Origin of the sequence: Streptomyces sp. NBC_00631 (assembly GCF_045206895.1) — a bacterium.
In the GTDB taxonomy this organism is placed as follows: Bacteria; Actinomycetota; Actinomycetes; order Streptomycetales; family Streptomycetaceae; genus Streptomyces.
The window spans coordinates 1377736-1400553 of record NZ_CP107734.1 but is presented as its reverse complement, the minus strand read 5'-3'; the positions used below and the strand labels follow the sequence as shown (position 1 = coordinate 1400553).

The following is a 22818-nucleotide window of genomic DNA, read 5'->3' as shown; positions in this document are numbered from 1 at the left end:
GCAGTTCACACAGAAGGAAACGGCGACATGCCCGACCGCGAGTCACGTCCCGCGATCCATATTCCGGGGACCACCAGCCACACCATCGCCCCGCGTGCCGGCCGTCACGGCAGCGAGGGAACCCTGCGCTACCTCAAGGCGGGCACCGGCGCTCCTCTGGTCCTGCTGCACACTCTGCGCACGCAGGCCGAGCACTTCCGCTTCCTCATGCCGATGGTCTCGCACCATTACACCGTGTACGCCCTCGATCTGCCGGGGATGGGCCACTCCGAGATCGTGCCCGGCGCGTCGTACGAAGAGCCGGCGCTGCGCGCGGGCGTCGAACGGCTGCTGACCGAACTCGACCTCTCCGACGTGACACTGGTCGGGGAGTCGTTGGGCGGGGTACTCGCCCTTACCACCGCGGCCGATCTGCCCGGGCGGGTGCGGCGCGTCGTCGCGGTGAACGCGTACGACTACCGCGACGGAATCGCCCGGTCCAGTGTCCTCGCCCGCGTGGTGATCGGCGGAATCATCGCTCCGGGGGTGGGTCCGGTGATCGCCCAGCAGGAGCCCAAGCCCGTCCTGCGCAGAATCCTGCAGGGCGGCGTGGGCGACAAGGCCGCTTTCCGGGAGGACTACCTGGACGAGCTCCTCCGGTCAGGCCGGCGTCCCGGCTTCCCGACTGTCGCCCGCGCTCTGTACCGGAACATGCCCAGCCTCATCGCGGCCCGCTCCCGCTACCCCGAGGTCAAGGCCCCCGTCCACCTCGTCTACGGCGAGAAGGACTGGTCCCGGCCCTCCGACCGGGAAGCCAACAAGAAGATGCTGCCGGCCGCCGAATTCACACAGGTGCCGGGAGCGAACCACTTCATCGCACTGGAGAGGCCGGAGGTGGTGGCCGACCTGTTGACCGCGGTGGCGTGATCGCCGCACTGTGGCATGGTCACCCCCTTCCGTTCGGCGTGGAGCGGGATGCAGTTCGACTCCACGGTGCCGCGCGCCGGCGTCGTGGTGGGCGAGGGACCGGTCGTGGGAAGCCGGCACTCGAGTCCCGACGCGGGTGGTTGACCTTCCGCCGAATCCTCGGTTACAGGTCGAGCTGCTGGGCTCGCCGCCCACCCCGGGGTGAGCGACCTCACCCCTCAAGCTGTCAGTTGCTTGACGCAACATGCTAGATTCGCAGCATGTTGGGCCGAACCTACGACAGTCAACTGTGCTCCATCGCCCGGACTCTGGAGATTGTGGGCGAGCGCTGGACCTTGCTGATCATCCGCGACGCCATGCTTGGCCTGCGCCGGTTCGAGGAGTTTCAGGACAGTCTCGGTATCGCCCGCAATGTACTCACCAATCGCCTCTCCAAGCTGGTCGACGACGGGCTGCTGGATCGGGTCTGTTATCAGGAGCGGCCCGCTCGCTATGAGTACCAGCCGACGAACAAGGCCAAGGACTTGCTCACAGCGGTGCTTTCTTTGATGCACTGGGGCGATAAGCATGCCGAGGGCCCGGGCGGTCCGCCGCGCATCACGAGTCACGCGGGATGCGGAGGCAGCGTTCGGGAACAGCTCGTGTGCGCCCAATGCGGACAAGTGGTGGGCCCGGATGCCGTTGACTTGCTTCCCGGGCCGGCGCTCACCGACTTGCCGGTCTGATATCCGAAGCGTCGCAACAGGTTCGCCACTACAGGCTGGGCACGTACCGAGTCGCGATCAGTGAGAAAGAAATTGCCGTTGCCGGCCACCCAAGCCGTCGTCGTTTCCCGTCGGCGGCGAAGTTGACCTTGCTGGTCGCTTCGCTCCTGGAGTACGCGCGAAGAGCGGCCCACAGCCGGAGTGCACGCTGACGCCGCGATAAGCCTGCGCCGGAAGCGGGGGTGTCGGCCGACTGGGTGATGCCCTCCTGCGGCCCCATCTCCCACCCCTCCTGCCGGGCGTGAACTACCGCGCACCCGTTTACCGCTGCCGTAGCTGCCTGGAGTACGGGCCGTTTCGGTGGTTCGGCGAAAGCGGCCCTCCGACCTCCCCTTCCATGTCGGTCCGTTGCAATCGGGTCAGCAGAAGTCTCAACGGAATGCTCACAACCGGGAAGCGAGTTGCTTCATGAAACTCGCACGGCTAGGGTTCGAGTTGCTTCATGAAACTTGTACGTCCCCCGCCCCGTGAGGTGACACTCGATGGCAAGGAACAGGCTCGAAGACCATCCCACCGTCGTCCAGGCCCGCCGACGCGAACGTACCGGCGACCGGCCCGCCGAACCGCTGGATGCGTCGTGGCTGCGCCAGTTGTGTCTCGACGCGGGTGCGGACGACGTCGGCTTCGTCGAGATCGACCGGCCGGACATCGCCGAACAGCGAAATGACTTGAACGCCGCGCTGCCGGGTGTCCGGACGTTGATCAGCATCGTGACCCGAATGAACAGGGAGAACATCCGCACTCCCGCACGCTCGGTCGCCAACCTGGAGTTCCATCACACCGGCGACCACACCAATGAGGTCGGCCGACAGGTGGTGGGCGAACTGGAAGCGATGGGCGTGCGTGCCATCAACCCAGCGATGGGTTTTCCGATGGAGATGGACAAGTTCCCCAGAAAGGCGTGGGTCGTCTCGCACAAGCCGGTCGCCGTGGCGGCGGGGCTCGGCAAGATGGGCATCCACCGCAACGTCATCCACCCCAAATTCGGCAACTTCGTCCTGCTGGGCACCATCCTCATCGACGCCGAGGTCAGCGAATACAGCCGGCCCATCGAGTACAACCCCTGCCTGGAATGCAAGCTGTGCGTGACAGCCTGCCCGACCGGGGCGATCGCCTCCGACGGTCACTTCAACTTCTCCGCCTGCTACACGCACAACTACCGCGAGTTCATGGGTGGCTTCGGCGACTGGGCCGAACAGGTCGCCGAAAGCCGTGACGCCCACGACTACCGCTCACGAGTGAGCGACAGCGAGAGTGCCTCGATGTGGCAGAGCCTGTCCTTCGGCGCCAACTACAAAGCGGCCTATTGCATGTCCGTCTGCCCGGCCGGCGAAGACGTCATCGGCCCCTGGCTGGACGATCGCAAAGCACATCTGACCCAAGTCGTGCGTCCACTGATGGACAAGGAAGAGACCGTCTACGTCGTCCAGGGTTCCGACGCCGAGCAGCATGTGGCCGACAGGTTCCCCAACAAGAGGACGAAACATGTGGCGATGAGCCTACGCGCGAACAGCATCGACGGCTTGGTGGAAGGCCTCCCGCTGATCTTCCAGCGTGAACAGGCCAAGGACATGTCCGCCACCTATCACTTCACCTTCACCGGCGACGAGTCCCGGCAGATCACCGTGACCATCCGCGACCGCGCACTCGATGTCGCCGACGGTCATCATGGTGAGCCGGATCTCAGGATCACCGCCGACACGCGTACCTGGCTGCGCTTCCTCAGCAAGCCTTCGCTGTTGGCGTGGGCGCTGGTGCGTCGCCAGATCAAGCTGCAGGGCTCTCCTCGATTGCTGCGCGACTTCGGCCGCTGCTTCCCGGCCTGACCTCTCGGCAACGAACGCATCACCGAATCATCACTGTGAGAAATGAGAGGCGGATCATGAGCACCATCGGCGCGGAAATCGAGGTCGACCTCGTGCTGGAACGCAAGGAGACGATGGCCGAAGGTGTCGTGCTGCTGACGCTGCGCGACCCGAACGGCCGCCCATTGCCGGAATGGCAGCCGGGCGCCCACATCGATCTGGTACTGAGCGCCGGCCTGGTCCGGCAGTATTCACTGTGCGGGGACCCGGGAGACCGGTCCCGCTTTCAGGTCGCGGTCCTGCGTGAACCGGAAAGCCGGGGTGGGTCGAGCCATGTGCACGACCTGCTCACGGAAGGCGAGTCGGTGCGCATCCGCGGGCCACGCAACCACTTTCCGCTGGTGAAGGCCAAGAACTACCTGTTCATCGCAGGCGGAATCGGAATCACCCCCATCCTGCCCATGATCGCGGCAGTCAACGCGAGCCGCGCCGACTGGCGCCTCGCCTACGGTGGCCGCACCCGAGCGTCGATGGCGTTCGGCGAGACCTTGCAACGGGCCTACGGAGACCGGGTGAGCCTGCGGCCGCAAGACGAGTACGGGCTGCTGGACCTGCCTTCGCTGCTCGGCAAGCCGCAACGGAAGACAGCCGTCTACGCCTGCGGCCCCGAGCCGCTGCTCGCGGCGGTCGAGGCCGGCTGCGCGAAGTGGCCGAGCGGGTCTCTGCACCTGGAGCGCTTCGCCCCGAAGAAGGACGTCGCCGCCGGACTGCTCACGACCTTCGAGGTCGAACTCGCCCGGTCGGGCAAGACACTGACGATCTCTGAGGACATGTCCATTCTCGAGGCCGTCGAAGGCGCTGGTGTGTCGGTGATGACGTCGTGTGAGGAGGGAATCTGCGGAACCTGCGAGACGAAGGTGTTGTCCGGGCAGATCGACCACCGCGACTCGGTCCTGGACGAAGAGGAACGCGCCGCGGGCGACACCATGATGATCTGCGTCTCCCGAGCCAAGGGCAACCGCCTGGTCCTCGACCTCTAGCTGCGCGGGCAGCTTGCCCGAAATAGACGATTATCGAAACAAAAAACAACATGTGGTGAAGTAGGACTCATGCGGCAATTGGACGTGCCGGGGCATGCGCGTGCTGGTGGCTCTTGACCCGCTTCTTCAGCTCGGTCGGAGCCCGGTCGACGATGGTCCTCATGCAGCGACCGAGAGCCTATGCCAACCCCTAGGTGATCCGGGTGCATTACGTCCTGCGGAACGTCGCCCGCGGCTGGTAGGCGAGCCTGACCCGGACTCCCGTGGGACAGGAGTCTGCGTTCTTGGCTTGCGGCTCATGGTGTCGTCATACAACTCATCGGTCTCTGCCCTCAGTCCGCTGGCAGATCCGCTTCATACCACCCCGTTCCATGCCCCAGGTGGCGCGGTGTCCGAACAGCGCGGTCCATGGCAGCGGCTCGTGTTCCTCCGCTTGCCTGCCTCCTTGGCTCGCTCGTCCGCCTGGATGTAGGCGGGTCCCTCGGCGGGCAGCCGCGGGTGTTGGGGTCGCGGTGGAACTCCGACCAGAACGAGCCGGGACTGGAGCAGCGAGGCTCAAGGGCGGCAAGGTGCCCTGGTGGTGCTTCGTATGACGAGGTGTGGTGTGACGACGACTTCTCGTTCGTCGTCCGTCGCCTCACCCTCCAGCCGGGCGACGGCCCGGCTCACGGCCCGGCGCGCCAGCTGGGGGGCTTCTTGCCCGACCGTGGTGAGTTGGACGTGGGCGAGGCGGGCGAGGTGGCTGTCGTCGAAGCCGACGACCGAGACCTCTTCGGGCACAGGGATACGGGCGCGCAGGAAGGTGTCGAGGACGCCGATGGCGCAATGGTCGTTGAAGGCGAGGACGGCGGTGGGGCGGGTTGCCTCGGCGAGGAGTGTCCGTGCGGCTGCGGCGCCGTGGTCCTCGGTCAGCCCGCCCGGCACGAGGCGGACGCGGTCGGTGAGGCCGTGGTGCTTCATGGCCGCCCTGTAGCCGCGGCGCCGGTCGGCCGCGCCCGGCGCCCTGCCCCCGTCGATGTGGACGATGTCGCGATGGCCCAGTGCCACGAGGTGGTCGACCGCCTGGCGGGCGCCCTCGTCGTCGGCCGCGCGGACGACGTCGACGCCGTCCGCGAGCGGGTGCAGCCGGCGGGCCACGGAGACGACGGGCAGCTGCGCCGCGAGTTCTGCCAGCCTGGCCGCCGGGGCATATGGGCTGAGCAGGATCAGTGCCTCGCATCGGTCGGCGAGCAGCGTCTCCACCGCCTCCTGTTCGCTGCGGCTCGCGGCGACGGCACTGAGGGCGATCTGATAGCCGGCCGCCCCCGCCGCGGCGTAGAGCGCCTCGACCATGTCGGCGTGGAAGGGCTGTTGCAGGTCGAACTGCACTCCCACCAGGTGCGAGCGGCTGCTGCGCAGGAGGCGGGCCCTGCTGTCCGGCCGGTAACCGATCTCGTGCGCGGCTCGCAGCACCCGCTCGCGACTTGCCGCGCTGGGACCCTTGGCGCCGCGCATGACCATGGAAGCGAGCGCCACAGAGACACCTGCCCGCGTCGCGAGGTCGCTGAGCGTCGGCCGCTTTCCGTCCGGGACGGCAGAGCGCGATGGCACCGTCGGCCTTCCTGATCGAGGGTCTTCTCCGAGGTGATCGTAGACCGAGCCAAGCAGGACACGCACTGGTCAACGTTGTTAGAGCGTTATAAATCAAATGTCCGCACAAACCCTTGACAGGCTGCCCGGCGCCTGGCGTACTGCTCCTGTTCTCTTAGAACGTTATAAGTATGGAGCTGCGATGTACACGTTGGCGGTCTGTGCCGAGATGGTCCACCGCGACCTGCCGATCGAGGAGCGGACCCGGCGCATCCACGAGGCGGGCTTCCAGGTGGAGATCTGGGACTGGACCCGGCACGACCTGGACGCACTGGCCCGGACTCCCGCCGAGTTCTCCTCGATGACCGGCTACATCCGCGGCACCCTGACCGGCCCGGACGGTGCAGCCGAACTCCTGCGCACAGCCGAGGAATCCATCAAGGCCGCCGAGCATCTCGGCTGCCCCCGGCTCAACCTGCACGGCACTGGTCTGGACGGCGAGGGCCTGCCCGTGGTGCCGGTGACCAACGAGGCCACCGGGGAGATGTGGATCACCGCTCACCGCACGCTCACCCGTCTGGCCGAACTGGGCGAGAGCGCGGGCGTCACCTTCACCTTGGAGAACCTCAACACGGCCGTCGACCACCCCGGTGTCCCGTTCGCGCGGGCCGCCGACGCCTTCGCCCTGGTCGCGGCGGTTGATCGGCCCGGTCTGCGGATGAATCTGGACCTGTACCACGCCCAGATCGGCGAGGGAAACCTCATCGAGCTGGTCCGCCGCGCGCACGGCGCGGGCCTGATCGGAGAGATCCAGGTCGCCGACGTGCCCGGCCGCTGCGAACCCGGCACCGGAGAGATCAACTATCCGGCCGTCGCCCGCGCCCTTACCGACCTCGGCTACGACGGCACGGTCGCCCTGGAGGCATGGCCCTCCGGCGACAGTCACACCGCCATGGAGCGGTTCCGCGCCGCGTTCACCCTCTGATCTCCACCCTGAACCGCACAGCAGGCCACCCAGTAGCTCCCCGTCCGACCCACACCGGGACGTATTGCGTCCCGCCGGTGGATCACCCCTTCCCGCAAGTCAGCACAGTGAGGTGCCGAAATGAACCGCTCGCTTCCCTCCCGCTCCCGCAGACTCACCGTCCTGGTGGCCATGGCCGCCAGTACAGTCCTGGCACTCGCCGGCTGCTCCAGCAGCTCGGGCGGCAAGAAGTCGGAGGAGAGCACCGGTGGCGTCTCTGCCGGAAAGGCCACCACGCCCCGCATGACCATCGCGATGATCACGCACGCCGTCCCCGGTGACACGTTCTGGGACACCATCCGCAAGGGCGCCCAGGCCGCCGCTGCGAAGGACAACGTCAAGCTGATCTATTCCTCCGACCCGAACGGCGGCAACCAGGCCAACCTGGTGCAGAACGCGATCGACCAGAAGGTCGACGGCATCGCCGTCACCCTCGCCAAGCCCGACGCCATGAAGGGCACCGTGGCCAAGGCGGTGCAGGCTGGCATACCCGTGGTCGGCTTCAACTCCGGTGTAGACGACTGGAAGAAGCAGGGCCTGCTGGAGTACTTCGGCCAGGACGAGACCGTCGCGGGCGAAGCGGTCGGGAAGAAGCTGAGTGCCCTCGGTGCCAAGAAAGTCGCCTGCGTCATTCAGGAACAGGGCCAGGTCGCCCTCGAGGCACGCTGCGCGGGCGTCAAGAAGGGCTTCTCGGGCACGACGGAAAACCTGTTCGTCAACGGCGCCGACATGCCGTCCGTGCAGTCGACCATCACCGCCAAGCTCAAGCAGGACCCGTCCATCGACTACGTCGTCACCCTCGCCGCCCCGGTCGCGCTGACCGCCACGCAGGCGGTGTCCGACGGCGGCAGCAAGGCCAAGGTCGCCACGTTCGACCTCAACAAGGACCTCGTGAAGGCGATCCAGGGCGGCAGCATCCAGTTCGCCGTCGACCAGCAGCCCTACCTGCAGGGCTACCTGGCGGTCGACTCCCTGTGGCTCTACAAGAACAACGGCAACTACAGCGGCGGTGGCGTGGCACCCGTGCTGACCGGCCCGGCCTTCGTCGACAAGACCAACGTCGCAACCGTCGCCACGTTCGCCGCCAAGGGCACACGCTGACGCGTACGACCCGGGTCACGGCCGGACCCGCGTGGGTTCGGACGGCCCACGGCTGACCGTCACGGCCGCCCCCCACCCCCAAGGCAAGGAACCACATGACCTACCACGCCTCCCTCGGAGTCGCAGTGATCGGCGCCGGCCGCATGGGAGCCGACCACGTACGCCGGATCAGCGAGGTGACCAGCGGCGCCCATGTGGCCGCCGTCATCGACGTCGACATCGATCGCGCCAAGACGGTCGCCGCCGACGTCGAAGGATGCGCGGCCTACACCGACGTCGCCGAAGCGATGGCCTCACCCGGCGTCGACGCCGTGCTGCTCGCATCCCCGGGCATCGCCCACGAGGCGGCACTGCTCACCGCGTTCGCGCACGATCTGCCCGTCCTGTGCGAAAAACCGCTCACCCCCGACGCCGCCTCGGCCCTGCGTGTGCTGGAGGCCGAGCAGCGGCTTGGGCACCGCCGGGTGCAGGTGGGCTTCATGCGCCGCTACGACCACGAGTACATCAGGCTCAAAGCGCTGCTGGACAGCGGGGAACTGGGCCGGCCGCTGATGCTGCACAACCGGCACCGCAACCCGTCCTGCCCGCCGGACTTCACCAGCGCCATGCTCATCAACGACTCCGTGACCCACGAGATGGACATCACCCGCTGGCTGCTCGGCCAGGAGATCACCGCCGTCACCGTCATGCGCCCCCGATCCTCCGGCAACGCGCCCGAAGGACTGGCCGATCCGCAGTTCGTCGTCTTCGAAACCGACGGCGACGCCCTGGTCGACGTGGAGATCTACGTCAACGCCCGCTACGGCTACCAGGTCCAGGCCGAAGCGGTGTGCGAACACGGCACCGCCCGCATCGGCGACCGGCACGACATGCTCGTCAGCACCAGCGGACGCTGGGGCGGCACGGTCACCCCCGGCTTCGTCGAGCGGTTCGAGGAAGCGTACGACCGCGAGGTCCAGGCATGGGTCGACGCCACCCGGCGCGGTGAGGTCACCGGCCCCAGCGCCTGGGACGGCTACGCCGTGGCCGCGGTCTGCGAGGCGGGCGTCCGCGCCCAGACCGTGGGCCGCCGTGTCGAGGTGGAGCTCGTCGACCGCCCCGCCCTCTACAGCTGACCCCTAACGCCGGCGCACCGAACCTGCGGGGAAGGGCCACTCCCCGCCTACGACACCGTAGACAGGACGCATCATGAAGATCGGTCTGAACACCGACAGCGTCGGGCAGCTCACGCTCGACGAGACACTGGATCTGGCTGCCGAACTCGGCCTGGAACACGTGGAGTTCGCCACCGGCGCCTGGTCCACCGCCCCACACGTCGACATCGACCGGCTTCTCGACAGCGACGGCGCACGCCGCGAGCTGCTGGCCAAGGTCGCTGACCGGGGACTCGCGATCAGCGCCCTCACCTGCTCGGGCAATCCCCTGCACCCAGGGCCCAGCGGCCGCGAGCACGATCAGGTCGCGCGCAGGACGATCGCTCTCGCCCCGCTCCTCGGCGTCGACCGCGTGGTGATGATGTCCGGGCTGCCGGGCGGGCCGGGCGACGCCAACCCCAACTGGATCACAGTCTCTTGGCCGCCGGAGACCACACAGATCCTCGACTGGCAATGGACCGAGGTCGTACTCCCGTACTGGCGAGACCTCGTCGCACACGCTCGTGACCGTGGCGTGCCCAAGCTCGCCCTGGAGATGCACGCCCACCAGGCGGTCTACAACGTCCCCACACTGCTGCGCCTGCGCGAGGAGGTCGGTCCTGCGGTCGGGGCCAACTTCGACCCCAGCCACCTGATGTGGATGGGTGCCGACCCGCTGGCCGCCATCGAAAGCCTGGGCGACGCGATCTATCACGTGCACGCCAAGGACACCCGGCTGGAACCCTCCCGCCAGGCCCTCACCAGCAGGTTGGAAACCCTCCCCGTCATGGCCGCCAGGGAACGTTCCTGGAACTACGTCACCCTCGGCTACGGCCACGACGACGCGTTCTGGCGCGCTTTCTGCCTTGCCCTGCGCCGAGCCGGTTACGACGACGTCCTGAGTATCGAGCACGAGGACGTTCTTGTTGCCCCCGTTGAGGGCGTCACCAAAACCGTCGACCTCCTGCGTCGCGTCGTCCTGCGCGACCCCAGCTCCTACGAGCCGCAGGAGATCTGAGCCCTTCTAGGTCGCACGGACACGGGTTCCGCGCAGCTCGGTCCGTCAGGTCGAGGTCGACCCGACGAGCGGGACGACCGGCTACCGACCGCCGAACACGAGAAACTGAAACAACTCCGCCAGGCAAAAGGTCGAGTTCAGGCGGGCAAGCGAGACTCTCAGAACGGCGAGTGTCTCGGACGTCGGTTTCTTTGGTGGCGGAGTCGTTTCGGCGGGTGGTGCCCGAGACGGTGGTAGCGCGGTCCGCAAGGCGGGAGGGGGGCGTGGGCGGCCCGGGAACCGTGAATGCCTGACATTCATCGTGTTAGTGGCCACGTCGAGGGTGTTCCTGGCGGCAGTTGCCGCCACTGTTCGGGCCGTGCCTGGCTCACCGTGTATCGGCGTTTTGCCCGGTGGAGCCGGCAGCGCGTGCGGGCCCGGCTGCACCGGGTCAATCTCGATGAGCTCGGCGCCCACGGGGCATGGGGTGGTCGCGCTTCGAGTCGATTTCGTCAGCGTCCGGGCACTCAAAGGTGTACTGCCCGAATAGGGTGTAGCTCTTTCTGAGTGAGATCGCTGGTCAGCCCAGGAGGGGCGCGGACGACTTCGGCACGTGTGGTGATGAGTTCCGCAGGCCGCTGAGTGCCAGGACTGTCATCACCGCGGCGGCGCCCGCCGCCACACTGAAGCCGCCGTGCGCACCTCCCGCGTCCACAACCCGTCCCGCGATCGCCGCGGCACCTGCTATTCCTGCCGCGCTCGCGGAGTTGCCCCAGGTGAACGCCTGGGTGAGGACGGCGCGCGGGACCGACGACTCGGTGAGGACGGAGGTGAGGATCAGTAGGACCGGCACGGCGAGTCCGGTCAGGGCGAGGGTGGCGCCGATCGCGAGGGGTGCGTCGAGGAATGTCAGCGGGAGGCTCGTGAGGGTGAGGCAGGCGGCGGCCGCGGCCTGGCGTCGGCGGGGTGAGCCGCCGGGGCGCCATGCTCCGTAGGCCCACCCACCCACCAGGTTGGTGCAGTTGGAGGCGAAATAGAGCAGTGCTGCCGCGTCCGGTGTGCCGCGTTCGACGGCGTATGCGGCGACGGATACCTGCATCGCGCCGAAGAACACCCCGAGCGTGAGGCCGAGCGCGACCTGCCGCAGGAATGCGGAGCGGAGCAGGGCGCGTCCGGCGTGCCGGCGTTCGGCGCGGCCGGTTGGGGGCGGCGTGGTGCGGCGCTGGGTGGCCAGGGCGAGTCCGCCGCCGACGACGAGCGCGGCGGCGAGCAGCACCCCGGCGCCCGGGCGGCCCGCCGCACCGAGGACGCTCACCAGGGCCGGGCCGGCCATGTAGGACACGCCGTTGGCGAGGGCCTCCAGGGCGAAGGCGGTGGGCAGCGAGGCAGCCCGTTCGCCGGACAGCAGGGCGGACCAGCGAGCGGCGGACAGGGCACCGAGCTGGGGCAGGGTTGCCCCGACGAGCACTCCGGCGACGACGTCCGGAACGGCGCCGGCGAGCAGCAGCGCCACGGCCCCGGCATGTGCGCCCAGCGCCCAGGGGAGCACCCGCGCCTGCCCGAACCGGTCGACAAGCCGCCCGAGTTGGGGCCCGGCGATGGCGTCCGCGACAGCGAACCCGCCGGTGACGAGACCCGCGGCGGCATACGACCCGGTGCGTGCATGCACCAGCCAGACGATGCCGATCCCCGTCATGGCGATGCCCAGACGCCCGACAGCAGCGGGAAAGAAGAAGGCCGCAGCACCCGAAGTGTGCAGCAGGGTGCGGTAGTTCGCCGACGCCGAAGGCACGACGCATCCCTTTCGCCGCCCGGCGGGACGCGCCACGCGGGGTCGTCGGCGTCCGGATGTGCCGACCCGTGGCTGCGCCTGAAGCCGTCCAGTGGTGGCGTGGAGCGGGGACGCGCACCCCACGCCGACTCCGTCACCGGGCAGATGTCATGCAGTAGTTGATGACCTCCTTGAGGATAGAGGAACGGCGCGGCCCTTCTCCAGCGAGTTGTCTTGACCTGCCTGGTTGCTGACCGGGGTGTGGTTGCTCGATCGTCGTGGTGTCGGGTGTCCGGATTCCGGGGGTGGCGGCGGTGGTGTCGTGGCTGGAGGAGCTCGAGCGGCGGGAGGCTGCCGCTCGGGAGCGGATCGAGGAACTGCGGGCTCGGATAGCGGAGTTGACCGAGAGCCTGGCCGCGGAGGAGGCGGTGCTGTCGCGGCTGGAGATCACTCGGGAGACGATGTCGGAGATCCTGTCGGGCGAGGGGACGGCCGCTAAGCCGGAGCCGGAGACCGTTGGTCCGCAGGAGCTGCCGGGACCCCGGGCGGAGGCGGAGGACCGCTTGGGGGCGGGATCACCGGTCGGGGTGAAGCTGGTACCGCAGTGGTCCGACGGGCTGCAGGTGGGGGTGTTGCCACGGTCGTACCAGGACATCGTGGAGGTCCTTCAGGACGCGGTGCATCCGATGCGGGCGCATCACCTGTGCGGCGCGTTGGGATTGTCGACGGACAAGACCAAGGTGGAGGGCTTCCGGTCGAAGCTGAAGCGCCTGGTGGAACGGGGCTGGCTGGTGGAGGGTGAACCGGGGCTGTTCGCCTGGCGACAGGCCGCCGCGGGCGATGCGCCGGGCCCGGGTGCGCCGGAGCGGGGCCGGGCTGCCGCCGACGGCGGCCGCGCCGGTGTGGCATCGGGCCCTCGTCCCTAGCGTCGAAGGTGCCACCCAGTCGACACTTGAAGGCGAGAGCCCGATGAATGGAGCGTATGCGGCCGCCGCGGCGGCTGACCCCTTTGACCGAGCCGCTTCTTTCCTCACTTTCCTCATCTCCTCCCTCTCCAGCCCCGACGCCCTGCAGCTGCCGCACGAGCGGGTGGAGGAGGCTGCCGAGGACGGGGCCAGGGAGCTGGCCCGGCTGCTCCTGCAGGCCCACCTCGATCTCCGCGCCCAGGCGGAGGAAGTCGCCCTGAATAGCCTGGACACACTCGCTCGGGCCGCGCTCGCCGGCGGCCGCACCCGGCTGGAGAAGGGCCACCGGCGCCAACTGGCCACGGTGGTCGGAACGGTGACCGTCGCCCGGTGCGCGCTGCGCTGCCCGGGCGAGGCGAACGCGTATCCGGCCGATCGGGTATTGAACCTGCCGCACGGCCGGCACAGTCTGGGCCTGCGGAAACTCGCCGTCCTGGAAGCCTGCCGCGGCTCCTACGACACTACGCTCGAGGCGATCGACCGCCGTTGCGGCACACGGGTGTTGGGCAAACGGCAGGCCGAGGAGCTGGTCAAGGCAGCCGCGGTGGACATCGACGCCTTCTACGCCTCCCGCTCCCCCGAACCCGCGGGCAGAAGGACGCTGTTGGTACTCAGCTTCGACGGCAAGGGCATCGTGATGAGGCCGGGGCATCTCCGCGAGGCGACCCAGAAGGCCGCCGAGCGGGCGAAGCGGACCTGTCGCACCCGCCTTTCGGCCGGGGAAAAATCGGGCCGCAAGCGGATGGCCACCCTCGCGGTCGTCCACGACGCCGACCCGTCCGTTCGCCGTCCGCACGACATCATCGCGCCGCCCGGTGGCCGCACCGGCAACCGCACCGTGCGCAAAGGACCGAAAGCCCGCGCGAAGTGGCTCACCGCCTCCGTCGAGCACGACCCCGACCACGTCATCAAGACGGCGTTCGACCAGGCCGAGGCCCGCGACCCTCAGCATCAGCGGTGTTGGGTGGTCCTGGTCGACGGCGCCACCCACCAGCTCGACCTCGTCCGCGCCGAAGCAGACCGCCGAGGCGTCGCCCTCCACATCGTGCTCGACATCGTGCACGTGATCGAGAAACTCTGGACGGCCGCACGCTGCTTCCACACCGCCAGCGATCCGGAGGCCGAAACCTGGGTCGGGGCGAAGGCCGCCCGCATCCTGGCCGGCGACGCACCCGGCGTTGTCGCCGGCATCCGCAGCGAAGCCGACCGCCAGCGTCTCACCGACGATCAACGCGCTGCCGCGGACAAAGCCTGCCGCTACCTGACCAACAACGCCGATCACGTCCACTACGACAAGGCCCTGAAGGCCGGCTGGCCGATCGCCAGCGGAATCGTCGAGGGCGCAGCACGCCACCTGATCGCCGACCGCCTCGACATCACGGGCAGCAGGTGGAGCGTTGCCGGCGCCGAAGCCGTCCTCACCCTCCGTACCGTCATCAGCAACGGCGACTTCGCCCGATACTGGATCTTTCACACCGCGAGGGAGCGCGAGCGCCTCTATCCCCACCCCGACCAGCACGACTACGGCCTCTCGGCCTGACCAGCGATCTCACTCAGGAAGAGCCACACCCGCCCGAATACGAGCCCGGCAAGCACCAGCAGCACCAGCAACAGCAGACGGAACGCAGGAGGCGACGCTGGCTTGCCCGGGGGTGCCGCCGGTGATCATCAAGGGAATAGGCTCGCGGCGTGACGGATGAGACGCTGTTTGCCGATGTGTGCCAAACACTGGCGCGTGCTGGCTTCGACATCACCTCGGCCCAGGCAGGAGAGGGGACGGGGCTGCGGATCCGCCAGGAGGGAGACTTTGTGGTGGTGAGCTGGGTGCCCTCCAGTGAACTAGATCCTGCCCACCGTCAGGATGCGGAGTATGAGGGCATCCGCGCTGCCCTGAGGCAGGCCCTGACGGAGATCCTCACACAGGCCGGGTATGTGGCACGGCCGAACGAGGACAGCAGCGAAGGATGGGTGAGCCGGGCTTGATCCGTCGATGAGGCGGAAATGTGCCGGCGGCGGGTGAAACGAGTCGGACTCCGCGCCGCGCTGCCCGTACGACGCAGCGGCACTATGCGCCTGGTGGGTGCAGGCGACGGCCTTGACAGCCTGGACCTGCTCGCTGGTCCCGGCCACCGGTCGCAGCTGGTCGCGGTCGACGCGGACCATGTCCGCGAACGCGTGCGCATCGCCCTTGTCGCTCTTGGCGCCGGAGGAGGCATGGCGTTCCTTGAACCGGGCGGCCTGCCGCGGGTTGACGGCATACAGCCGGTAGCCGGAGGCGGGCAGCGCCTGCACCCACGTGCCAGGGTCGGTCTCTAGCCCGATCATCACCCCGGCCGGATCCAGATCCTCGCCGCCGAGCTTCGCGAAGAGTTCGTGCAGCTTCGCGATCCCCTCCACGCCCTCGGGCAGCCTCGCCATGGCCAGTTGCCGGCCTGCCTCTTCCTGGACCTCGATATCGTGGTGGTCCTCGGCCCAATCATCACCGGTAAGCAGGAACTCACCCTCCCAGTAGGGCACTTCGCTCCCTTTCAGCCTGCGGAAGGTGCGGCACGCGGCCTAATGGATCCAGTGCTCACGCCCCGCTGCCCGGCGGCCACGCCACCCCATCAACGGTCTGGCCTCCCGGCCGACCAGCAGGGGCACGGTCCGACCCCGGAAGTCACATGCGCTTCCGGAAGCGTGACTGCTCACCTGCTGGCGGCTACGGCATCGAGTCTCTAGGCCCCGACAAACCATCAGGCCACGTCGAGGAGGATCCGTGCCATGTCGTCGGGGCGTTCCAGCGCGGAGAAGTGGCCGGTGCGGGGCAGGGTGATGCGATGGACGTCTGTCAGTGCGTTGGCCACGCGGTCTCGTTCGGCGGGCCGGGACCAGTCGTTTTCGCTGTAGACGAGGGTGACGGGCGCTGACACGCGCGGGTAGCGCTCCCGGGCCCGGTCGAATCCCTTGAGGCTGCGGAAGATTCCGCGGGACACCTTGTCGTAGCCCGTGCGGCGGCCGCTCCGCAACAGCTCGGTGAGGAAGTCCTCGGGCAGCCTGGTCTTGTCGACGTAGCCGCCCTGAAGGATGGCCCGGACGACGGGCCGCGGCTCGAGGGGGGCGAAGACGGGGCCGAGCACGGGCATCCGCACGCTGGACATGATGATGCGGGAGACCCAGTTTCCGCGTTCGCCGCCCTGGGGGTAGTCGTAGCTGTTGAACGCCACGACCCGGCTGACGCGGTCCTTGAGGTCGATGGATGCCTGCAGGGACAGGGCGCCGCCGAGCGATTCGCCGGACAGGGTGACGTCGTGCAGGTCCAGTCCGCGGACGAACTCGACGACCGCGGCCCGCAGTTGCGGCTCCTCGTACTGGGCGCCGGGGACGATGTCGGACCATCCCATCCCGGGCAGGTCCAGTGCATAGATGGTGTAGTGGTCCCACAGCTGCGGGATCACGCGCTGGAAGTAGTCGAGCTGGCCGCGCACGGTGTGCATCAGGACGAGGGCGGGGCCGGTGCCCACGGTGTAGTAGCGCAGCCGTGAGCCGTCGGGCCGGGTGAAGAAGCGCACCTCGCCGCGGCCGTTGCTCCATGTGGTCGTGTACGTCGCGTCGGGGAACTCGTTGCTCTGCATTTTCTTTGTCCTTCCGAGGAGCTGTGTGTCGCTGTCGCTGGCAGCCGGGCCGCCGCAGAGCACCTGCGGAAACCGATCGGTTTCCCCGACTGTAAACCGATCGGTGTCCTGCCGCAAGTCGAGCCGCCGGGCGGGTCGCCCTCCGTGGGGGCGGTCACTCCTCCGTTCATCGGGAAACCGATCGGTTTTCTTTTCCTTGGAAGCGAGTTAACCTCGTGGTATGACCACCGAAGTGAAGGCGAGTCCCAGGGAGCGGCTGTTGGAGGCGACGGCTTCGCTCACCTACCGAGACGGCACCGGCATCGGCATCGAGGCGCTGTGCAGGGCGGCGGGGGTGTCGAAGCGGTCCTTGTACAAGCTGTTCGACGGCAAGGACGAACTGCTGGCGGCGAGCCTGGAGCGGAGTTCTTTCGCTTACGTGGCGGCGCTCCTGCCCGCGGCTGCTGACGGACGCTCACCCCGGGAGCGGATCCTGCACCTTTTCGAGCAGGTCGAGTTGCAGGCGGGCGCGCCCGAGTTCCTGGGCTGCCAGTACCTTGCTGTGCAGATCGAGCTCAAGGATCAGAGCCATCCGGCGAGCCGCGTGGCCCACCGGGTCAAGGAGGAGCTCACGGGCTTCTTCCGCGACGAGGCTGCCAAGGGCGGCGCGTGCGACCCCGACCTGCTGGCCCGTCAGCTCAGCCTCGTCTTCGATGGTGCCAGCGCCCGCGCAGGGATCCGAGCCGACAACCTCACAGGACTCATCACTCCCACGGTGGCCGCCTTGCTCGACACAGCAGGCTTGCGCTGACGTCAGCCCTTCCTCCTCGCAGATGCGGTGGCTACCAGGTCCGCGATGTTCGGACGGCGCCTTTGAGTACCGCGGGAAAGCCTGGGTCCCGCGCCACGTCCCCGTTTCGACGGCGTCAGTGAGCTGAACTGATGCCATGGGGCACACCGGTGTCAGGGGCGGGCGCGACCGTTCTAGCTAATCGCGGACAGGTGGAGGCGGATGGTCGTGCGGGGGCGGGGATGGATGAGGCCGGTCAACGGGTTGGCGCGGAACCCTCGCCGGCTCAGGACGGGCCGCGGCGCGTCCGCGCCGCACTCGCCTGTCGCGGACATCGAGGCAGCGTCGGCAAGGACGGCGCCGCCACTGGCAGTCTCAACTCGCTCATCTGAATTTCCCAGGCACTCAGGTACCGACTCCAGACGCAGCAATTCTATGAGGTGGGCGTCACACATCTTATGGTCGTAGTGCAAATAGGGCCCCGCGACCGTCGAAGGAGACGTCAATGCCGTACTGGGAAGTTTTCACGCCGGAGAACGCCTACACCGTCGAGGACAAGAAGGCGTTTGCCACGGCCATCACCAAGGCGTGTGTCGACTTCGCCGAGATTCCGGCCTTCTTCGTGAATGTCAGGTTCCAGGAGATTCCGGCGGACACCATGTTCCTCGGTGGTGAGTCCAAGAGCAACTTCATTCGAATCGTGGCCGACACCATCGCCCGCCAGATGCCCACCGCCGAGGAGCAGGCTGCCTGCATGGCTGCGATCGGAGCGGCTGTGGCTCCTTTCACCACGGATCGCGGCTACGAGTCGGAGATCCACATCGACGAGACGCCGATCGGGCTGTGGCGGGTGAACGGTATTACCGCCCCTCTGGAATACCCCGACATCTTCGCACAGTGGATCAAGGAGAACCGGGCCGTCCCCTACGAAGTTCCCGCCTCCTGACCGATCCCGAATTCGCCTGCAGAATCCCGGGAAGAAGCATCGGGCCGGTCTCCTCAATGGGCACGTAGGCCGATCTCGGGTGGCGGCAGGTTATGGCCGGGTATGGGTACGGTTGGGCCACGGAATCGTCTTTCCCTCTTCGCCGTCAGCGAGTTGGAATCAACCAGGTCTGCCGTAGCTCCGATTACCTTCAACTGCTGGAGTTGGAGCAAGCGATTATGGCGGCATGGCCCCGGAGAACCCCCCCGGGGCCATGCCGCCATTGCGCGGCATCCAGACCCGTCTTACGGATCGTCTCCGCCGTGAGCCCGGCCCTGGTCTGCGAGACCACAACCCATGATCGGTGCCCTCACCCCCGACGAGCTCATAACACGATCTCGTTGAAGTGTCGTGGGGCCTTGCCCCCTGATCAAGGCGGACGCGGTCGCGCTGTACCGGTCGCGGCCCGAGGCGACGATCCGGCGTTCGCCGCCGATCTGGGGATCCACCCCGAGACGCTGCGGAACTGGGTCCGGGCGGCTGGTGCGAGCCGGCCGCGGGGCGCCGGGCGGAGCTGCCTGCCAAGCCACCGACGCTGTCGGAGGCGGAGAACGCCGCTCTGCGCCAGAAGGTGCCCGAGCCGGAGGAGGAACGCGAGATCCCGCGCAAGGCGGCGAAGTACTTCGCCGGGGAGACGCGCTGGTGAACCGCTTCCGGTACGTCGCGGACCACCACCGCCGCTGCGGCGTGAAGTGGCGGTGCGCCATCGTCGGCATCGCCCGCTCCAGCTTCTCCTACTGGTGCCGGACGGCCGCGGACCGCGCCGCCCGGCCAGGATTCGCGGGCAAGACCCGTGGTCGGGCATGACCCATCGGCCCGGGCGAGAAACACCCGAGCCGCCGACAGGTCGCCGTCCTGTCTACTGATGTGCCGCCGAATCCGCAGAGCGACGCTCGAGCGCGTACGAGGCGGAGACCAGCAGGCTCCACATGTTGCCGTGGTGAGGGTACTTCGCCACCATGGCGGCGACGAGGCCCTCCACGTCCGTCGCGGTCTCGTACGCGGCCGCGAAGTCCTGAATGTACGAGCGCGTCTGCGCGATCATCGTTTCGACCGCGTAGTCGTCGCCGTCGGGCCTGCGATGTCCGGCCACGATCATCCGGGGACGCAGATCCTCGACGACCTTCACCGTGTCGAGCCAGTCCTGCCACTCGTCGGGGGTCGAGAGGGCGAGCATCGGATAGATCTCGTTGTAGATGGAGTCACCGGCCACGACAACATCAATCTCCGGAACGTGCACGATGCTCGTCGGATGGATATCCGCCTGCTTCACCTCGATGATGTTCACCGGGGAGCCGTCGACGTACAGGGTGTTCCCCACCATCTCCTCGGGCAGCGGTCCGGGCGTCACGCACTGGTCGCCGAAGAACATCTTCCATTGCTGCCTCTGCGCCTCCATGGTCTCCTTCATGGAGCTCAGAATGCTGGGCAGTGTTACACACCTGGCCTCCGGGAACCGCTCCAGGAGCGGGCCGGAGCCAAGGTAGTGATCGGCGTGGTCGTGGGTGATGTAGATGGTGGTGAGCCGCTTGCCCGTGCGTTCGATCAGGTCTCCGAGGGCCTGGACCTCATCCTTGAGGTGGAGCGCATCGATGAGAACCGCCTCCGTCGCGCCGCTGATGAGGGTAGCGGTGCTGGGGGAGAAAGTGCCCGGAGGGACTTCGTCGGAGCCTTCCGCCGGGATGGCGGGCCATCGCCCTACAAAAACGGTCGCCCGAACAGGCGGGTTTGTTGCAGCGGATGAAAGCGGGGTGGTCTCCACGAGTACCTCCGGTTGGGGATCGGGTCGGGCCGGCCGGCGTGGCCGAGCTGTCGGCACCGTTGATCACACGCTAAGAACGCGGTGGCGGACACTGCTAGAACGAATGTGCCCGGCCTCGGTACACAAGCGCCAAGGAACCATTTGCCGCATCGACGGAGACCGGATTCACCGGACTGGTCCTCGTCCTCATGGCGTATGGCGACTCAGGACACGGTGGCTGTCGCGCCGACGACAACGCATGACCTGGCCGATCGGTCGCGTGCACCCCTGTGGGACGGCAGGCGGGCTCGTTCCCGCACAGCGACACCCGCTCCGGCTTCCGGTACCTGCCGGACGGGCTGCTGACGGAGCAGGAGACCCGTGCCTGCTGGTCGGTCGTGGAGGCGGTGGGAGGGCGCGGCGCACGACCCGTACCGTGCAATGAACGCATGGCGGACGTCTGTGGAATGCGCAGGGTGCGGGTACGGGCGCGCCACCGGCTGCGAGCAGGAGGTCAGGCGAATCCGTGGGCGTCGCGGTAATCGCCCGGCGACACCGAGAAATCGCGACGGAACTCCCGACCGAAGTGGCTGGCATCGCAGAAGCCCCACCGGTGCGCGATCGCCGCAATGGAACTGTTCGTATTCACCAGGTCATCTCTGGCCGCCGCCAGGCGGTGTTTGCGAATGACCGATCCGGGGGTGTCTCCCGTCGATGCGAAAGCCCGGTGCACGGTCCTTGGAGCAACGCTGTGCGCGGCGGCGAGGTCGCCTACTCGGATCGCTCCTTCGGCGAGATGGTCGATGACCCATGCCTCCAACTGCTTTCGCAACAGCGGCAGGAACTCGCTGTCACCGATGTCGGAGTGGCTCGCACGGATCAGACCGGCGATGAGGACGAGCAGGGTATTCCGCGTGCCCTCGACCTCCGCGGCGGACATCCTTTCGACGTGACGGTCCATACCCATGAGGAAGTCCTGGAAGAGGTTGGCCAACGGGTTGCGCGCGGTCTCCAGAAGCAGGCACCCCGGCACGCCGCCCCCCGTGTCGTACCGGGACAGAGCGGTCATCGGCACCCTGACTGTTCTTTTGGTCAGCTGGTGCGGGACGACGAACTTTCCAGTGGCGCGGCTGCTCATGAGCAGAACCGTCCCTGGCCGGAGGACGACGGTGCCCTCCGGCGTCTCGATGACCTGACGGCCGGCGGACGCGGTGCAGAGCACCATCATGTCCTCATCGCGGTGTGCAACATTGCTGCCCCGGGATCCTGCGGACGGCGGGCACACCCAGTCGGTGATACGGAGGTCTCCGAGGTCTCGCTCCTCGATCGAGCCGAGGAACCTTGCCGGACCTGTCGACCGCAGGTCCACACTGAAGAGGCGGTCACGGACGGCCAGCCTCCAGCGGTGGTCGGCCTCCTCGGGTGTCGTCTGTAGATCAGCCCGGCTCAAAACGGATTGTGTGAGGGTCACGGTCTAGCTCCGGCTTCTTCGACGGGGGGCTCGACATGGTCGTGAATGTGCAGTCTGATTTGCGGCATGGCCGAATACTTGCCCTCAAACGACGAGAATTTGCCCGTACACGACACCGGCCTGCCCATCCGGGCCTCCGTCCTGCGAGGTCTGCCTGCGCTGGTGGGCGGAGACCGCGGCGCGAGCCTCCTCGCCGCGTACGGCTTCGACGAGGCGAAGATCGTCGAGGGCAACTCGTTCATCAGCTTCAGACAGGTCGAGCGGGTTCTCGAGGCAGTGGCCGACCGGTTCGCGCTTCCGGACCTCGGTCTGAGGATGGCGGCGCAGCAGGATTTGCACGTCGTGGGAGCGCTGGCGATCGCCATGGAGAACGCACGCACGATGGGCGAGGCCATCAGCTGCTCGAGCCGGTACCTGTTCGCATACAGTCCTGCCATCTCGGTGGAGGAGATCGAAGATCCGCTGGGAAACCCGGCGGTGGCCGGGCTTCGCTACGCGACCCGCACGATGACGAAGGCATCACCGCAATTGCTCGACTACGGCATCGGGATCGTTCACCGAATGCTGGTGCTGGTCAATGCTGGCGCGCCCTACGGGCTTCAGTCGGTGCAGCTTCCGCACTCTCGCGTGGCCAAGGACAGCGCCTACCGGGCATTCTTCGGGGCGGCGGTCACGTTCGACTGCCCGAGCGCGGTCCTGCGTATCCCGAGCCGACTGGCCTCGATGCCGGTCAGTGGTGGCAACGACCTGCTTCGCGCAATCGCCATCGACTATCTCGAGACGCACTTCGGCCACAAGGACGTACCCATCTCGGACCTGGTGACGGCGATCCTCAGCGAGCAGCCCGGATTCGATGGTCCGGACCTGGCGAAAGTCGCACGCCTGCTGAGTCTCCACCCACGTTCACTGCAGCGGTCCCTGTCCCAAGAGGGCATGACCTTCACCGGCGTCGTCGATCGCGTTCGCCGGAGCCAGGCCCTGGACCTGATCACGACGACGAACCTGCCGTTCTCGCAGATCGCGGCCAGACTGGGCATGCGCGAACAGTCCAGCTTCACTCGTGCGGTACGTCGATGGTTCGACACATCGCCCTCGAAACTGCGCCGCGCGGCACAAACGCCGAAAGGTCAGTTCATCCGGGTCCGGTGACCGTCGCTGCGCTG

General features: G+C 67.7%; 20 protein-coding genes. 14 read left to right on the top strand and 6 right to left on the bottom strand.

The genetic code is table 11. The features are described 5' to 3' along the window. The first annotated feature begins 27 nt into the window (after nucleotides 1-27). The 4 genes from OHB00_RS06590 to OHB00_RS06575 all read left to right on the top strand — a co-directional run bounded on the left by OHB00_RS06590 (nucleotide 28) and on the right by OHB00_RS06575 (nucleotide 4515). Entirely contained in the window at nucleotides 28-906 is an 879-nt protein-coding gene (locus tag OHB00_RS06590) for an alpha/beta fold hydrolase (RefSeq protein ID WP_406432201.1), read from the top strand. A 260-nt stretch (nucleotides 907-1166) separates the two neighbouring features. Beyond that, complete coding sequence (locus OHB00_RS06585; RefSeq protein WP_406432199.1) at nucleotides 1167-1631, top strand: winged helix-turn-helix transcriptional regulator; 465 nt, start codon at nucleotides 1167-1169, stop codon at nucleotides 1629-1631. 521 nt (nucleotides 1632-2152) lie between these two features. Next, nucleotides 2153-3496 (top strand): SCP2 sterol-binding domain-containing protein, encoded by a 1344-nt coding sequence (locus tag OHB00_RS06580; RefSeq protein WP_406432197.1) that lies wholly within the window; start codon nucleotides 2153-2155, stop codon nucleotides 3494-3496. A gap of 56 nt (nucleotides 3497-3552) precedes the next feature. Next, nucleotides 3553-4515, top strand: coding sequence for a PDR/VanB family oxidoreductase (locus OHB00_RS06575; protein WP_406432195.1), 963 nt, complete (start codon nucleotides 3553-3555; stop codon nucleotides 4513-4515). 555 nt (nucleotides 4516-5070) lie between these two features. Here the strand turns inward: OHB00_RS06575 and OHB00_RS06570 are convergent. After that, nucleotides 5071-6105: a LacI family DNA-binding transcriptional regulator gene (locus tag OHB00_RS06570; protein ID WP_406432193.1), complete on the bottom strand. Its 1035-nt coding sequence runs from the start codon at nucleotides 6103-6105 to the stop codon at nucleotides 5071-5073. A 181-nt stretch (nucleotides 6106-6286) separates the two neighbouring features. Here OHB00_RS06570 and OHB00_RS06565 point away from each other — a divergent pair, with 181 nt between their 5' ends. From OHB00_RS06565 to OHB00_RS06550, 4 genes are all read left to right on the top strand, one after another. Continuing rightward, nucleotides 6287-7069, top strand: coding sequence for a TIM barrel protein (locus OHB00_RS06565; RefSeq protein ID WP_406432191.1), 783 nt, complete (start codon nucleotides 6287-6289; stop codon nucleotides 7067-7069). A gap of 120 nt (nucleotides 7070-7189) precedes the next feature. Further along, nucleotides 7190-8209 (top strand): sugar ABC transporter substrate-binding protein, encoded by a 1020-nt coding sequence (locus OHB00_RS06560; protein WP_406432189.1) that lies wholly within the window; start codon nucleotides 7190-7192, stop codon nucleotides 8207-8209. A 95-nt stretch (nucleotides 8210-8304) separates the two neighbouring features. Continuing rightward, the gene (locus tag OHB00_RS06555) at nucleotides 8305-9324 is read left to right on the top strand and encodes a Gfo/Idh/MocA family protein (RefSeq protein ID WP_406432187.1); all 1020 of its coding nucleotides are present in this window, start codon (nucleotides 8305-8307) and stop codon (nucleotides 9322-9324) included. 73 nt (nucleotides 9325-9397) lie between these two features. Further along, nucleotides 9398-10360, top strand: a complete 963-nt coding sequence (locus tag OHB00_RS06550) for a sugar phosphate isomerase/epimerase family protein (RefSeq protein ID WP_406432185.1) — start codon at nucleotides 9398-9400, stop codon at nucleotides 10358-10360. A gap of 559 nt (nucleotides 10361-10919) precedes the next feature. Here OHB00_RS06550 and OHB00_RS06545 read toward each other — a convergent pair. Further along, the gene (locus OHB00_RS06545; RefSeq protein WP_406432183.1) at nucleotides 10920-12131 is read right to left on the bottom strand and encodes an MFS transporter; all 1212 of its coding nucleotides are present in this window, start codon (nucleotides 12129-12131) and stop codon (nucleotides 10920-10922) included. A 284-nt stretch (nucleotides 12132-12415) separates the two neighbouring features. Here OHB00_RS06545 and OHB00_RS06540 point away from each other — a divergent pair, with 284 nt between their 5' ends. Further along, entirely contained in the window at nucleotides 12416-13036 is a 621-nt protein-coding gene (locus OHB00_RS06540) for a hypothetical protein (RefSeq protein ID WP_406432181.1), read from the top strand. A 43-nt stretch (nucleotides 13037-13079) separates the two neighbouring features. After that, nucleotides 13080-14615, top strand: coding sequence for an ISKra4 family transposase (locus tag OHB00_RS06535; RefSeq protein WP_406432179.1), 1536 nt, complete (start codon nucleotides 13080-13082; stop codon nucleotides 14613-14615). A gap of 299 nt (nucleotides 14616-14914) precedes the next feature. On the opposite strand, the gene OHB00_RS06530 is transcribed toward OHB00_RS06535, so the two are convergent. Then, nucleotides 14915-15592 (bottom strand): transposase, encoded by a 678-nt coding sequence (locus OHB00_RS06530; RefSeq protein ID WP_406432177.1) that lies wholly within the window; start codon nucleotides 15590-15592, stop codon nucleotides 14915-14917. A 218-nt stretch (nucleotides 15593-15810) separates the two neighbouring features. Beyond that, nucleotides 15811-16689, bottom strand: a complete 879-nt coding sequence (locus OHB00_RS06525; RefSeq protein ID WP_406432175.1) for an alpha/beta fold hydrolase — start codon at nucleotides 16687-16689, stop codon at nucleotides 15811-15813. Nucleotides 16690-16909: 220 nt separating this feature from the next. Between OHB00_RS06525 and OHB00_RS06520 the strand changes: the two genes are divergently transcribed. The 3 genes from OHB00_RS06520 to OHB00_RS06510 all read left to right on the top strand — a co-directional run bounded on the left by OHB00_RS06520 (nucleotide 16910) and on the right by OHB00_RS06510 (nucleotide 19250). After that, nucleotides 16910-17479, top strand: coding sequence for a TetR/AcrR family transcriptional regulator (locus OHB00_RS06520; RefSeq protein ID WP_406432173.1), 570 nt, complete (start codon nucleotides 16910-16912; stop codon nucleotides 17477-17479). A gap of 484 nt (nucleotides 17480-17963) precedes the next feature. Next, entirely contained in the window at nucleotides 17964-18404 is a 441-nt protein-coding gene (locus tag OHB00_RS06515; RefSeq protein WP_406432171.1) for a tautomerase family protein, read from the top strand. Between the two features lie 681 nt (nucleotides 18405-19085). Continuing rightward, complete coding sequence (locus tag OHB00_RS06510) at nucleotides 19086-19250, top strand: hypothetical protein (protein ID WP_406432169.1); 165 nt, start codon at nucleotides 19086-19088, stop codon at nucleotides 19248-19250. Nucleotides 19251-19302: 52 nt separating this feature from the next. On the opposite strand, the gene OHB00_RS06505 is transcribed toward OHB00_RS06510, so the two are convergent. Together OHB00_RS06505 and OHB00_RS06500 are read right to left on the bottom strand one after the other, a co-directional pair. Further along, nucleotides 19303-20205 (bottom strand): MBL fold metallo-hydrolase, encoded by a 903-nt coding sequence (locus OHB00_RS06505; protein ID WP_406432167.1) that lies wholly within the window; start codon nucleotides 20203-20205, stop codon nucleotides 19303-19305. Between the two features lie 493 nt (nucleotides 20206-20698). Further along, nucleotides 20699-21655 (bottom strand): AraC family transcriptional regulator, encoded by a 957-nt coding sequence (locus OHB00_RS06500; protein ID WP_406432165.1) that lies wholly within the window; start codon nucleotides 21653-21655, stop codon nucleotides 20699-20701. A gap of 66 nt (nucleotides 21656-21721) precedes the next feature. On the opposite strand from OHB00_RS06500, the gene OHB00_RS06495 reads away from it, so the two are divergent. Next, complete coding sequence (locus OHB00_RS06495) at nucleotides 21722-22804, top strand: AraC family transcriptional regulator ligand-binding domain-containing protein (RefSeq protein ID WP_406432163.1); 1083 nt, start codon at nucleotides 21722-21724, stop codon at nucleotides 22802-22804. Nucleotides 22805-22818 lie beyond the last annotated feature (14 nt).

Coding starts and splice junctions, on each gene's coding strand:
- OHB00_RS06590 (WP_406432201.1), top strand. CDS start 28: ATGCCCGACCGCGAGTCACGTCCCGCGATCCATATTCCGGGGACCACC.
- OHB00_RS06585 (WP_406432199.1), top strand. CDS start 1,167: ATGTTGGGCCGAACCTACGACAGTCAACTGTGCTCCATCGCCCGGACT.
- OHB00_RS06580 (WP_406432197.1), top strand. CDS start 2,153: ATGGCAAGGAACAGGCTCGAAGACCATCCCACCGTCGTCCAGGCCCGC.
- OHB00_RS06575 (WP_406432195.1), top strand. CDS start 3,553: ATGAGCACCATCGGCGCGGAAATCGAGGTCGACCTCGTGCTGGAACGC.
- OHB00_RS06565 (WP_406432191.1), top strand. CDS start 6,287: ATGTACACGTTGGCGGTCTGTGCCGAGATGGTCCACCGCGACCTGCCG.
- OHB00_RS06560 (WP_406432189.1), top strand. CDS start 7,190: ATGAACCGCTCGCTTCCCTCCCGCTCCCGCAGACTCACCGTCCTGGTG.
- OHB00_RS06555 (WP_406432187.1), top strand. CDS start 8,305: ATGACCTACCACGCCTCCCTCGGAGTCGCAGTGATCGGCGCCGGCCGC.
- OHB00_RS06550 (WP_406432185.1), top strand. CDS start 9,398: ATGAAGATCGGTCTGAACACCGACAGCGTCGGGCAGCTCACGCTCGAC.
- OHB00_RS06535 (WP_406432179.1), top strand. CDS start 13,080: ATGAATGGAGCGTATGCGGCCGCCGCGGCGGCTGACCCCTTTGACCGA.
- OHB00_RS06525 (WP_406432175.1), bottom strand. CDS start 16,689: ATGCAGAGCAACGAGTTCCCCGACGCGACGTACACGACCACATGGAGC.
- OHB00_RS06520 (WP_406432173.1), top strand. CDS start 16,910: ATGACCACCGAAGTGAAGGCGAGTCCCAGGGAGCGGCTGTTGGAGGCG.
- OHB00_RS06515 (WP_406432171.1), top strand. CDS start 17,964: ATGCCGTACTGGGAAGTTTTCACGCCGGAGAACGCCTACACCGTCGAG.
- OHB00_RS06495 (WP_406432163.1), top strand. CDS start 21,722: ATGGCCGAATACTTGCCCTCAAACGACGAGAATTTGCCCGTACACGAC.